The sequence below is a fragment of the Stenotrophomonas sp. genome, assembly GCF_031995405.1.
In the GTDB taxonomy this organism is placed as follows: Bacteria; Pseudomonadota; Gammaproteobacteria; order Xanthomonadales; family Xanthomonadaceae; genus Stenotrophomonas.
Genome location: NZ_DAMAGC010000027.1, coordinates 1 through 13211, shown reverse-complemented (window position 1 = coordinate 13211; position 13211 = coordinate 1). Strand labels below are relative to the sequence as shown.

Sequence of the window (13211 nt, the reverse complement as noted above, 5' to 3'; positions counted from 1 at the left end):
CTCAGGGGACATCGGTGGACTCCGGCGGCGAGCGCTCCAGCCGCACCAGCGCGCGTTCCAGCTCGATCAGGAAAGCCTCCGCTGCCGTGCTCCACGCCGCCACCGTCGCGCCGGCGGCGATTCTATCTTCGATCACCTGGGCGACGTCGACCAGGCGCTGCGCCGACACCATCACCAGGGCCCCGCGGAGGCGATGCAGCATCTGCCGCACCTCGTTGGCGTGGCCGCTTTCCATCGCCGCCGACAGGCCCTGCAGGTCGCTGCGCATGGTGGTCAGAAAAAGTTCACGCAGGTGGCCGGAGACGACAATCGTATCGACCGGCACATCGCCGACCGGTGAAAGGTCCGCTGGGGTCGCGGCCACCGGTTCGGTCACTCCGCTGAGCTGGCGGTATAGCGCCTGCAGCGAAATCGGCTTGACCAGGCAGCTGTCCATGCCGGCGATGCGGCAGCGCTCGCGCTCTTCCGGCGCGGCGTTGGCGGTGGCGCCGATGATCGGTACGCGTACACCGTCCGCGCGCAGCCGACGGGTGAGGGCATAGCCATCGATATGCGGCATGTTGACGTCGGTCAGCACCGCATCGAAGCGACGTTGTGCCCAGTAGCCCAGCGCTTCGTCGCCATCGCCGGCCACCACGGCATGGCAGCCGAGCTGTTCCAGCTGTTCGCGCAGGATCATCTGGTTGATCGGGTTGTCCTCGGCGACCAGCACGTGCAGACCGAGGCGACGGAACTGCGGCGCTGCCGCCGGCACCTGCCGGGGTGCATCCCCACCGGTGGCCATCAGCAGCGCATCCACCATCGCATCCAGGTTGTGCATGGACACCACCCAGCGCCCGTCGATCCGCTCCGGATGGTCGCCACCATCGGTCCTGGCCACCACGTGCGGCCCGGCCCAGCCGGGGTCCGGCTCGTCCAGCAGCACGTCCAGCAAGGGCGTGTGCGCGCTGAAGTTCTGCGCCGATTCGTTGTGGTAGACCTGTGCGGCCGCGCCGCGCTGGCGCAGGCGCTCGCACAGGTTGTCGGCCAGTTCGCGCGATGGCGAGCGCACGTAGACCGCCTCGTGCGCGCCGAAGCCCGGACGCTGTTCGGCAAGGTCGGGACTTTCGTCCAGCGGCAGGTCGAAGCTGAAACTGCTGCCCAGCCCGCTGTCGCTGACCACCCGCAGTTCGCCGCCCATCAACTGCACCAGGTGGGCGCTGATCGCCAGGCCCAGGCCGGTACCGCGCATCGCATCGGTACCGGGGTTGGCCTGGTAGAACGGCTCGAACAGCCGCGCCTGGTGCTCCTGCTGGATGCCGATGCCGGTGTCGGCCACCTGCCAGCTCAGCCGCGGCACTGCGCCTGCCGCGTCCACCGTACGCAGGCGCACGACGATACGGCCGGCGTCGGTGAACTTGATCGCGTTGCTGATCAGGTTGTTGAGCACCTGGCGGATGCGCGCGGCATCGCCGATCACCAGCGCCGGGACGTTGGCGTCGATGCATGCATACAGCTGCAGCCGCCTGCGCGTGGCCGAACCCGCATACGAGCGCAGCACCTCCTCGGTCAAGCCGGCCGGGCAGAACGCCACCGGCTCCAGTACCAACTGCCCGGCCTCGGCCTTGGACACGTCCAGGATGTCGCTGATCAACTGCATCAGCGTGGAGGAAGAGCGCTGGATGGTGCCCACGTATTCCTGCTGCCGGCTGTCCAGCGGGGTCAGTCCGAGCAGCTCCAGCGTACCCAGCACGCCGTACAGCGGCGTGCGGATCTCATGGCTCATCGTGGCCAGGAACAGGCTCTTGGCCCGGTTGGCCTGGTCGGCGGCCACGCGTGCCTGCTGCAGCACCAGTTCGGCTTCATGCTGGGCGGTGAGGTCGATGAACAGGCACAGCATCACCGGCTCGCCGCGGTAGCGCGCGGCGGTGACGGTTACCAGCAGATGGCGTCCGTCGGGCGTGGTGTAGGGCCGCGTGGCGGGGCGCTGGGTCTCCGCGTCGGTCCACGCATCGTCGCGCCACCCGCCATGCCAGCCGGGTGCGTCGGGATGCTCTCCCAGCCAGTTGCGTGCCAGGGCGTTCTCCAGGATCACCTGGCCGTCGCGCTGGCGCAGCAGACACAGACCGATGGGGGCCGCGTCCAGCACGGTGCGGCTGAACGCCTCGCTTTCCAGCAGGCGCTCATGGTTGGCGCGCAGCGGCACCAGCACCGCGCGCCGGTAGCCGCGCAGCACCAGTACGCCACCCAGCGCCAGCAGCAGCGCGGCGATCACGCTGCCGATCAGCGGCCCGCGGGGATGGCTGAGCACGCGCGCCCAGCGCACCTGGTAGATCGCCTGCCAGCCGTCACCGGTACGCATGCGGTAGACCAGGCCGTCGCCGGTGAAGCGTCGCTGCGCGCCCCGTTCGCCGTCCACCCGAGGTCCGTGGACCCGCCGTCCGTTCGGATCGATGAGCGTGAGCTGGTCGTAGATGGCCTCGCCGAGGATCTGGCGATGGTCGTCCAGCCGCGACACGTCCAGCAGGCATGCGATCGCCGGCATGGCACCGCCGTCCGCTTCGCCCCACGCGTTGATGTCCTGCGGAGCCTGCGCAATCGACAACACACGGGTGTTGCCATCGTCCATGCGGCGCTCGAACCAGCGCACGTCGCCGCGCTGCAGCGACACACTGGCCGCCACCTGGTGGATGTACTGCAGCACCGCCTGCAGCGACGCCGTCGATGGCCGCACCGGATCGATGTCGTCCACCGTGAGCGGCACCAGCAGGCCGGCCGTGCCGTCGCCGCTCACCAGCAGGCAGCGCGGCGAGGGATAGCGGGATTCGGCCCAGAATGCGCCATAGAAACCGGAGAAGCGCATGCCCAGCGTCGAGGCAGAGGCCGGCGGCGCAGCGCCATCGTGCAGCACCGAGAAGGGGATGTAAGCCTGCTCGGGAACAGCCGCGTCGGTGGCAGAGGCCGGCAGCGGGCGGCGCACCGTTCCCGGCGGACCGCCCGGCAGCGCCACCCGCTCGTGATCCTGGGCGCGCCAGCGGCGCATGAAACGCTCCTGTTCCTGCAACGCGCCGCTCAGGCGGCGGAAGTGGAACTCGATCTTGTCCTGTTCCTCGCGCAGCAGCTGCAGCGTGGTCGACAGCACCAGCCCCGCCTGGATCGTGGCCAGGATGATCACGCCGATCAACAGCGCATGCACGCGCAGCGAACGGCGGGCGAGCTGGCGGATGGGTGCAGCGTCGGGCATGGCCTTCCCTTGTGATGGTGGCGGCGAAGCGCTGGGTGCCGCGATGCCGCGTGCCTGCGATCGTCAACCGTTGTGACCCGATGCACAAGGGTGCGGGGCCGCACGGGATGGCGTAGTGAATGCAGGCGTGCAACGGCTCAGCGCGCGGCGAGGGTGCCTGGGTGGCCCAGTTCTGTGTGACGGTGCGCGGCCTTTTCCTGGTCCAGCAGTGCACCGAAGGTTTCGGCGGGAATCGCGCGCGAGATCAGGAAGCCCTGTACCTGGTTGCAGCCCAGCTTGCGCAGGGTGGCCAGCTCGGCGTCGGTCTCCACGCCTTCGGCGACGATGTTCAGGCCGAGCTTGCTGCCCAGCGCGATCACCGTGGCCAGTGCGCTGTGCAGCGCAGGATCGCGCGCGCAGCCGCGCACCAGTGCCCGGTCGATCTTGACCTCGGTGAAGGGCGTGCTGACCAGGTTGTGCACCGAACTGAGGCCCTGGCCGAAATCGTCCTGGGCCAGCCCGAAGCCCTTCATCCGCAATCGGCAGGCCCCGGCGTAGTAGTCGCTGACATGGTGGGTGGTGCTGCTCTCCATCAGCTCGAAGCACAGGTCTGCCGGGATCCCGCCATGCCTGAGGGTGAGGTCCAGCAGTTCGTCGGGCAGGCTGCTGCGCTCCAGCAGGTGCGGCGGCAGGTTGATCGAGACCGGGATGCGGAAGCCCTGTTCGCGCCAGCGCGCCTGCGCCTGCACGCTGGCCTTGAGGACATGCCGCAGCAGCGCCGGCTCCATCCCGTGCTGTTCGATCAGCGGCAGGAAACGACCGGCCTGCAGCGTGCCATGTTCGGGATGACGCCAGCGCACCAGTGCCTCGGCGGCAACCACCAGCCCCGAATCCAGCGATTTCTTCGGCTGGAACCAGGCGGTGATCTGGCCGTTGCCGATCGCCTCGCACAGGCGTTCGCGGCTGGCCACGATCGGCGCCTCGGTCGGCGCGCTTGCCGGGGCGGCCTCGGCACTGGCGTGTTCAAGCTGCGCCAGCAGTTCGCCGACATCGGCCGCGGACACCGGCTTGGGCAGGATGCCGAGTACGGTGATGCCCAGCGATTCGGCCATCAAGCGTGCCGAGGCCATCATCCGTTGCGAGGCCGAACTGACCAGCGCCAGCATTGGGCGGTGCTCCTGCGCGGCCAGGGCCTGGATGAACTGGATGCCGTCCACGCCCGGCATCATCAGGTCGGTCACGACCAGGTCGTAGCGGCGCCAGTTGCACATCTCCACCGCGTGGGCCGCATCGCCGCAGGTGTCGGTGGCGATGCCGGGCGCGGCATTGAACATGTTGGCCAGGAAGCCGCGCTGGAACGGCTGGTCTTCCAGGATCAGTACACGGTGGTCGCTCATGTCGGGGCTCCTGCGGTCAGTCCGCCCAGCGCGTGGCGGAGGGTGCCGATGTCGATCGGTTTCACCAGGTAGTCGGTCATGCCGCCGGCCAGGCAGCGACCGCGTTCTTCCGGCGTGGCATTGGCGGTGGCGCCGATCACCGGCATCGCGTGGCCCTGCTGGCGCAGGCGGCGTGCCAGCGCGTGGCCGCCAAGGCCGGGCATGTTGATGTCGGTGAGTACCACGTCGAACACCTCGGCCGTGCAGCAGGCCAGGGCCTCGTGTCCGTCGCAGGCGGTGACCACGCTGCAGCCCAGGGTTTCCAGCTGCTCCTTGAGGATCAGCCGATTGATCGGGTTGTCCTCGGCCACCAACACGTGCAGGCCGAGTGCGGCGCGCTGGACACGCGTTGTCGAAGCCACCGGTGCAGGGTTGCCGTGCTGGAGGCGGAACACCGCATCGGCGATCGCCCGGATGCTGAGCATGGTGACCGTCAGGTGCTCCGGTCGCGTCGGATCCTCGCAGACCGGATCGCCGGCATCGGCCAGGGCGACCACGCGCGGACCAGGCCATTCGATCGGCGTTGCATCGCGCGGATCGCTGTCCACCAGGATCGCACCCGGTTCCCGCGGCAGCGGCAGGTCCGCGCTGTAGCGGCGCGCGCTGGCCCCCCAGCGCTGCAGCCACTGGCACGCACTGTCGGCAAGTTCGGCCAGCGCGGCGCGCACATACACCGGCGGATGCGGCAGCAGCCGTGGACCCTCTCCAACCGTCCCTGCCTCGGTGCAGGCATCGGCGTCCACGCCCAGCGGCAGGATCACGGTGAAGCTGCTGCCCAGGCCGGGCTCGCTGACCAGGCGCATTTCACCGTTCATGAGCCGCACCAGGTGGTCGCTGATCGACAGCCCCAGCCCGGTGCCGTCGGCACGCCCGTGGCCGCTGGCCTGGCGGAACGGCTCGAACAGCCGTGCATGTTCGGCCGCGGCGATGCCGATGCCGGTGTCGGTGACCTGCCAGCTGACGGTCGCGGTGCCACCCTCGCACGCGAGCAGCTTGACGCGCAGCACGATGCGGCCACTGTCGGTGAACTTGATCGCGTTGCTGAGCAGATTGCCCAGCACCTGGCGGATGCGGTCGGCATCGCCGGTCACCTGCGCGGGCAGGCGTGGATCGGTGCAGACCACGATCTGCAGCTGCTTGCGCGCGGCGGCGGCCGCGTAGGCGCCCAGCGTGGTCTCGGCCAGTTCCAGCGGTGAGAACGTGGAACTGGCCAGGGTGAGCTGGCCCGACTCGATCTTGGAGACGTCCAGGATGTCGCTGATCAGCTGCAGCAGGACCGACGAGGAGTGCTGGATGGTTTTCAGGTACTGGGCCTGGCGCGGATCCAGCGTGGTGTTGCCGAGCAGTTCGAGCGTGCCCAGCACGCCATACAGCGGCGTGCGGATCTCGTGACTCATGGTCGCCACGAAGGCGCTCTTGGCCTGGCTGGCCTCGTCGGCCGCCTGCTTGGCCGCCGACAGCGCCGCCTGGATCTGACGGTGCCGGCTGATGTCGTTGAACACGCACAGCAGCACGTCGTCGCCGTGGTAACGCGTGGATGCGTACAGCACCTGCAGCTGACGTCCGTCGACCGTGGTGAAGTCGACCGCGCGCCGGCTGCGTCCGGGTTGCGGGTCAAGGTTGCCCGCGCGGCGCCACGCCCCGGTCCAGTCGCCTGCACCGGTGTCGCTGCCCAGCCAGTCGCGCGCCAGCTGGTTTTCCAGCATCACCCGCGCGTCCTGGCAGCGCAGCACGCACATGCCGACCGGCGCCATTTCGATCACGGTACTGCCGAAATCAACGCTCTCCAGCAACTGCAGGTGCTGGCGGTGGGCCGGCTGGATGAGCTGGCGGTCGATGCGCCGGATGAGCAGCCGCAGTGCCGCGATCGCGGCAAGGCATACCAGCAGCGACACCGCGATGTGCACGGCAAGGTCGCGCAGCAACAACGTCGTGGGCAGGTGATAGACCAGCCGCCAGCCGTCCTGGCCGATGCTCTTGACCAGGGCCAGCCCCCGCGGCAGCCCGCGCGCCCACACCGGGGCGAAGGCATCGACGCGCTGGTCGCGCAGCCATGCCGCGGGCGGATCGGTGGCCGACGGACTCGACACGATGGGCTCGCCACGCTGGTCGAGCAGCAGGAATTCGCCGATGCCACGGCCGTTGACCTTGCCCGCCACTGCCGTCGCATCCAGTGCCAACACCAGCCAATGAGCTGGATCGGGTCCGTCCTCGGCGGCGCGATACAAATAGATGGCGGTCCCCGGCCGATTCGAGGCCAGCCAGTACACCTCGGTCCCGGGCGTGGCGCGGGCCGCATGCGCGCGCAGCACCGTCGCGGTCAGCTCGGCCGGCGGCGGGGCCGCCGGCGTGCGCACGCCCTGCAGCCACTGGCGCGGTACCTGCGGATCGCTGCTTACGTGGATCAGGCGGGCGCCGAAGTCGGCCAGCGTGTGCTCGGCACGCGCCGACAGCAGCAGGCTGAGCGGGCGGCCATCGCGGCCTGGTCCCAGCGGCAGCCGCTGCACCTCGCTTTCCTCGGCCTCGTCCGGCCGCGCCGGGGTGGAGGCGGGCAGCGGCGATTCCACCACCGAGTCCACCAGGTAGTTCAACAGGGCTTCGCGATGGTCGAAATACACCTGCGCACGGTAAGCGGCAGCGTTCATGTCACGGCGATGCACCGACACGTCCTCGCCGAGCTGCGCCAGCAGGTAGAACCCGGCCGTGCCCAGCAGGCAGAACAGCACGCACAGTGACAACCAGCGCAGCAGCACGTTGGCCGCCACGACCGGGGCGTCGAGGGTGGAGCGTCGGGGCAGGAGACGATGCATGCGCGCATGCTAGGAAGCGCCGACGCCCGGGCACATCAGTCGATCCCTAAAACCGGGCGTGCGCGTCCCGCGTCATGGGTGCCGTTCAGCTGGATGAAAACAGACGGGCCCGCACACTGGCGGGCCCGTCCGGTACCGCGTGCAGCGCGCCGCTTACAGCGCGGTGCCGCCGAACTTGTGCGTGTACTGCAGGTTGAGCGTGCGGCCCACCGTATCGAACCAGGACACGTCGTAGTACGGATAGGGCGTGTAGGTCACGTCCCTGGGCGGCATCTTGTTGGCCACGTTGACCACCGTCAGCGACAGTCGCGAATGGTCGTCGAAGCGGTACTGCAGCGACACGTTGTAGCGGTAGGTGGCGCCGATCCACGGGCTGTCGCCGCTGTCCGGGTCGAAGCTCTGGTCGTAGCTGTCGTAGGTCGGCAACCGTCCCAGGCGCGAGCCGTACACGGTGGCCGACCAGGCATCCTTCTCCCAGGTGATGCTGGCGCTGGTCTTGGTGCGCGGGATGTCGAAGCCGCTGTTGACCGCGAACTGGTCTTCGACCACATCGCCCTCGAACTGCTGGAAGTCGTGCGTCTTCACCCAGGTGTGGTTGCCGCTCAGGATGAAGTCGCCCAGCCCGGTGCTCAGCCGGTAGCGCAGGCCCACGTCGATGCCACGCGTGGTTTCGCGGGCGATGTTGATCGGGTTGACGTGCACGCCGTACAGGCGGCCGTCGCTGGTGCGGGTGACCCGGCTGATCGCGTCCACGCAGGTCGGCGAATCGGCATCGGCGTTGCCCAGCCGGCACGCCGCTTCATCGCGCAGGATGGTACCCACGTCCATGTCCTGCACCTGGTTGCGCATGTCGATGTCGAACCAGTCCACCGACAGGTCCAGGCCGATCGCCGGCGACCAGACGAAGCCGGCGCTCCAGGACGTGCTGGTTTCCGGATCGAGCTTGCGGTTGCCCTCGCGGGTGCGGATCAGGTTTTCCTCGTACTCCGAGCAGTCCTCGGCCTGGTCCAGCTGGCAAGTGTAGTAGTCGTTGTTGCTGGTCTCGTCGTTGCCCGGGCCGGCATACACGTAGTGCAGGTCCGGCGCGCGGAACGCGGTGCCGTAGGAGCCGCGCACCAGCAGGGTGTCGATCGGGCGCCATTCGATGCCGCCGCTCCAGGTCGCCTTGCCGATGCTGTTGCCGGAATAGCGGTACTGGTCGTAGCGACCGGCCACGCTCACGTTGAGGGTGTCGTGCAGCGGCAGCCGCAGCTCGGCGGCGGTGGCCCAGCGGTTGCGGCTGCCGTGTCCGTCCGAATCCTTCCAGCTGTAGTAGTAATACCCGGTCGCCAGCGGATCGGGATTGAGCGCGTAGGACTGGTTGCCGAACTCGGCGGTGGCGGCGAAACCGGCCTTGCCGCCCGGCAGTTCGAACAGCGCGCCGTTGGTCAGGGTCAGCGCGGCGGTATCGGTGCGCGACTTGGGCGTGTAGGTCGTCTTCGCGGCGATCGAATCGTACTCGCTGCGGCTCAGCGGCCGGTACAGACGCGCCGGGTCGGCATTGAACACCGGGAACACGTTGTCATCGTCATCGGTGTACTCGCCCAGCTGCTCGCCCAGGAACAGCGTGTTGGCCTTGGCGGCGATGATCTGCGGCCAGCGGATCGAGGACTGGTACTGCGAATGGCTCAGCGACGCCTCGTAATCCCAGTTCGCGTCCAGGCTGCCCTTGAAGCCGGTGGTGACGCTGAAGGTCTTCTGGGTGCTGCGGATCATGCCGTTGCGCAGCCCGCCCATTTCCTCCGGCGAGAACTGCCGCTGCCAGAACTCGACCTGGTCGGTGGCCTGGTTGTAGAAGTAGCCGTCTTCGTTGCCGTCGGCGGCCATCCGGCCCCACTGGGTGACATCGCGCATCAGCGCGATGTCGTGGTAGCCCATCTGCACGTCGGCAAACCAGCTGGCGCCGTTGTCGAAGGCGTAGTTGAGCGAGGCATAGCCGTTGACGCCACGGCGCTTGCTCAGGATGGTGCCGTAACCGATCGAGGCGTCACTGCCGCAGTAGAAACCGTAGCGATCGCGCTCGGCGTACCGGGTGCTGCCGCGGTTCTGCCCGGCCAGCGCATCGCAGGTGGCCTGGCCCGGGTCCAGGTAATCATCGTTGTAGTCGGTGCGCAGGTAGGCACGGCGCGCGGCACGCGCACCCTCGGTCGGCGCATCCTGGGTGGAATCCTGCCGGCTGCGCTGATAGGCCCACAGCGGCGTCTGCGACTGCAGTTCCAGGCTGTACACCGCGCTGAAGCGGCCGGCATCGAAGCCGCTGGCCAGGCTGATGTCGAACGACTCGCCACCGCCTTCGGTAGTGGTGCCCATGCGTATGTCCACGGTGGTGCCATCCACGCGCTTCTTCAGGATGAAATTGACCACCCCGGCGATCGCATCCGAACCGTAGATCGCCGAGGCGCTACCGGTCAGCACTTCGATCCGCTCGATCATCCCGATCGGGATGTTGGAGACGTCGGTGAAATTGCTGCGGCCCTGGAAGGGCATCGGGAAGTCGGCGATGCGGCGGCCGTTGACCAGCACCAGCGTATGGTTCGGGCCCAGCCCGCGCAGGTCGACCTGCTGCGCACCCGGCGAGAAGTCGGCGCCGCTGGAGGACTGCTGGCTCTGGGTCTCACCGCCGTTCTGGGTCATCGAGCGCAGCACGTCGGGCACGCTGGTGAAGCCGCTGGCCTGGATCTGCTCGGCGGTGATCACCGTCACCGGTGCCGGGCCTTCCACCTGCGCACGCGGAATGCGCGAACCGGTGACCTGCACCGTATCCAGTTGCTGCACCCCGGGGGCGGGTGTCTGGGCACCCGCGGTCGCGGCCACACCCATCAACGCCAGCTGGATCGACCACGCCATCGCCTGTTTACGCATGAGAATTCTCGAGAAGAAAGTGTCGGCCTCGAGGGAGGCCTGTCCCCCATTCACATTTCGCGAATGGACGGCGCGCATTTAACGCCTTTTTTACGGGGTTGACCACTGCCATGTTCTCTGGCAAACAGTGGAAGCGCTTACACCCTCGATTTGTTCAGGGAGATCAACGTGCACAAGGCTCTCCGCCCCTTCGCACCCCTGCTCTGGCTGCTGTCGCTCGGCCTGGCTGCGCCGCTCCACGCGCAGTCCCTGCAGGACCCCGGCTACCGGTATTACGAGGTGGGCGACCTGGATGCGGCACCGGCCGTGCATACCGAGCCGGCCATGATGCTGATGGGCGGGGGAGAGTGGGTGCCCGAGGCGTTCCAGTGGTGGTTGCGGCGGGCCGGGCACGGCCGCGTGGTGATCCTGCGCGCCTCCGGGGCCGATGAGCTGCAGGAGCGGCTGTACCGCGATATCGGCGGGGCTGCCTCGGTGCAGACCCTGGCGTTCGACAGTCGCCGCGCCGCAGATGACCCGGCGGTGCTGCGGGTGGTCGCGGCTGCCGATGCGATCTTCATCGCCGGCGGCGACCAGTCGCGCTACATCCGCTTCTGGAAAGGCACCGCGCTCAATGCCGCACTCAACGCACATGTCCGTGCCGGGCGTCCGATCGCCGGCACCAGCGCCGGGCTGGCCATCCTCGGCGGCTACAGCTACGGCGCCCTGGACGGCGGCAGCGTCACCTCCGAACGCGCGCTGCACGACCCGATGGGCAGTGCGGTCACCCTGGACAACGACTTCCTGTCCCTGCCGTACCTGTCCAACGTCGTCACCGACACCCATTTCGGCAAGCGCGACCGGCTCGGCCGGCTGATCGTGTTCGTCGCCAGGGCCGCGCAGCAGGCCGGTCGCGACGACATGGTGGGCATCGGCGTGGATGAGGACACCGCGCTGTGCGTGGAGGCCGATGGGCGGGGGCGCGTGCTCAGCAATGACGATGGCTACGCCTGGCTGGTGATGCCCCGGCATACCGCCGAACGCCTGCGCGATGGCGAGCCACTGGATTTCCACGCGATCCCGGTCACCGGCGTGGGCAGCGGCAGCCTGCTGCACCTGGATCGCTTCGACGTGGATGACCCCGCCTTCCACCTCACCGCCGACATCCGCGACGGCGACCTGCTGCTGCGGTAGCGCATGCCGGTCGGTCGTGCGGCTGGGCCGGATCAGGCGCCTCCACCGGTCTGGCGCGGAACGGGTCTACCGGCACCGCGCATCTGCGGCGATGATGGCGCTTCCCAACCTGCCGGTGCCGCCGATGTCCCGTCCAACCGCGTTGCTGTTGTCGCTGTGCCTGTCGCTGCCGCTGGCGGCCATCGCCGCCGAGCCGGTGCTGGTTCTCCATGGCGGTGCCGGCGTGGAGCGCAAGGATCTGTCCCCGGCCGAGGAAAAAGCCGCGCGCGCAGCGCTCCGGCGGGCATTGCTGGAAGGCCACGCCGCGCTGGCTGCGGGCAAGCCGGCACTGGATGCGGTCACCGCGGCCATCACCGTGCTCGAGAACGATCCCACCTTCAATGCCGGCAAGGGCGCGGTGTTCACCCACGACGGCCGCAATGAACTGGACGCGTCGCTGATGGACGGCGCCACGCTCAAGGCCGGTGCGGTGGCCGGCGTGCAGCGGGTGCGCAATCCGATCCTGCTGGCCGAGGCGGTGATGCAGCATTCCCCGCACGTGATGATGGTCGGGCAGGGCGCCGAAACCTTCGCCGCCAGCCAGGGCATCGCCCTGGTCGATCCGTCCTACTTCCGCACCGAAAAGCGCTGGCAGCAGCTGCAGAAGGCACTCAGGGAGGAGGCCAGCGGCCAGGCCCATGCCGACGTCGAGACTGCGCGCCACTTCGGAACGGTCGGTGCGGTCGCGCTCGACGCACAGGGGCACCTGGCCGCAGGCACCTCTACCGGTGGCATGACCAACAAGCGCTATGGCCGTGTCGGCGACTCGCCGATCATCGGCGCCGGCACCTATGCCAACGAGACCTGCGCGGTGTCGGGGACCGGCTGGGGCGAGTTCTACATCCGCACCGTCGCTGCCTACGACATCTGCGCACGCATGCAGTACCTAAAGCAGAGCCCGGCCGAGGCCGGTCGCGCGGTGATCAACGCGCGCATTCCCGCGCTGGGCGGCGACGGCGGGGCGATCGTGTTGTCCGCCGACGGTCGCGTGGCCGCGCCGTTCAACACCCAGGGCATGTATCGCGGCTGGATCGGCGGCGACGGCGTGCCGCACGTGGCCATCTTTGCCGATGAAGCACTGCCGCTCCCCGGGCAATAGCCCGTCGTTGCAGGGCAATTTGCGATTGGTGTGAAAAAGTTCAAAAAGAGTGTTGACAGAACCCGTCTTCACCCCCAAAATTCACGGCTCTTCCACCCCACACCGAAAACGCTTCGGCGCCACGGGACAGGGTGGTAAGGAGGGATACCCAAGCGGCCAACGGGGGCAGACTGTAAATCTGCTGGCTTACGCCTTCGGTGGTTCGAATCCACCTCCCTCCACCAGTTTCATGTTGTGGCAAGAGCTTCCGATGCGGGAGTAGTTCAATGGTAGAACCTCAGCCTTCCAAGCTGATGGTGCGGGTTCGATCCCCGTCTCCCGCTCCATTGAATGAGTTTGAATATATTCAAATTCGTGCCATAATACAAAACTCGCTCACGTAGCTCAGTCGGTAGAGCACCTCCTTGGTAAGGAGGAGGTCGAAGGTTCGATTCCTTTCGTGAGCACCATCTAAGTGCTACCAATTCAGACGATTTCGAGATAAGCAGCCATGGCCAAGGGTAAGTTCGAGCGCACCAAGCCGCACGTCAACGTCGGCACCATCGGTCACG

6 protein-coding genes and 3 tRNA genes are annotated in these 13211 nt (G+C 68.0%); 5 read left to right on the top strand and 4 right to left on the bottom strand.

Going from position 1 to position 13211, the window contains the following annotated elements; translation table 11 throughout:
* Nucleotide 1 precedes the first annotated feature (1 nt).
* The 4 genes from RTO53_RS07010 to RTO53_RS06995 form a co-directional block, all read right to left on the bottom strand.
* Nucleotides 2-3223 carry an ATP-binding protein gene (locus tag RTO53_RS07010; protein ID WP_312237110.1) on the bottom strand — a complete coding sequence of 1074 codons (3222 nt, stop codon included), beginning with the start codon at nucleotides 3221-3223 and terminating at the stop codon, nucleotides 2-4.
* Between the two features lie 137 nt (nucleotides 3224-3360).
* Nucleotides 3361-4599 carry an EAL domain-containing response regulator gene (locus tag RTO53_RS07005; RefSeq protein WP_312237109.1) on the bottom strand — a complete coding sequence of 413 codons (1239 nt, stop codon included), beginning with the start codon at nucleotides 4597-4599 and terminating at the stop codon, nucleotides 3361-3363.
* Entirely contained in the window at nucleotides 4596-7448 is a 2853-nt protein-coding gene (locus tag RTO53_RS07000; protein WP_312237108.1) for an ATP-binding protein, read from the bottom strand. The genes RTO53_RS07005 and RTO53_RS07000 overlap by 4 nt, the downstream gene beginning before the upstream one ends.
* A gap of 153 nt (nucleotides 7449-7601) precedes the next feature.
* Nucleotides 7602-10349, bottom strand: coding sequence for a TonB-dependent receptor (locus tag RTO53_RS06995; protein ID WP_312237107.1), 2748 nt, complete (start codon nucleotides 10347-10349; stop codon nucleotides 7602-7604).
* A gap of 168 nt (nucleotides 10350-10517) precedes the next feature.
* On the opposite strand from RTO53_RS06995, the gene RTO53_RS06990 reads away from it, so the two are divergent.
* The 5 genes from RTO53_RS06990 to RTO53_RS06970 all read left to right on the top strand — a co-directional run bounded on the left by RTO53_RS06990 (nucleotide 10518) and on the right by RTO53_RS06970 (nucleotide 13109).
* Complete coding sequence (locus tag RTO53_RS06990) at nucleotides 10518-11522, top strand: cyanophycinase (protein ID WP_312237106.1); 1005 nt, start codon at nucleotides 10518-10520, stop codon at nucleotides 11520-11522.
* A 124-nt stretch (nucleotides 11523-11646) separates the two neighbouring features.
* Nucleotides 11647-12660 carry an isoaspartyl peptidase/L-asparaginase gene (locus RTO53_RS06985; protein ID WP_312237105.1) on the top strand — a complete coding sequence of 338 codons (1014 nt, stop codon included), beginning with the start codon at nucleotides 11647-11649 and terminating at the stop codon, nucleotides 12658-12660.
* Nucleotides 12661-12798: 138 nt separating this feature from the next.
* Nucleotides 12799-12884: transfer RNA gene (locus RTO53_RS06980), tRNA-Tyr, on the top strand.
* Nucleotides 12885-12912: 28 nt separating this feature from the next.
* Nucleotides 12913-12986, top strand: a tRNA-Gly gene (locus RTO53_RS06975).
* Between the two features lie 47 nt (nucleotides 12987-13033).
* Nucleotides 13034-13109: transfer RNA gene (locus RTO53_RS06970), tRNA-Thr, on the top strand.
* Nucleotides 13110-13211 lie beyond the last annotated feature (102 nt).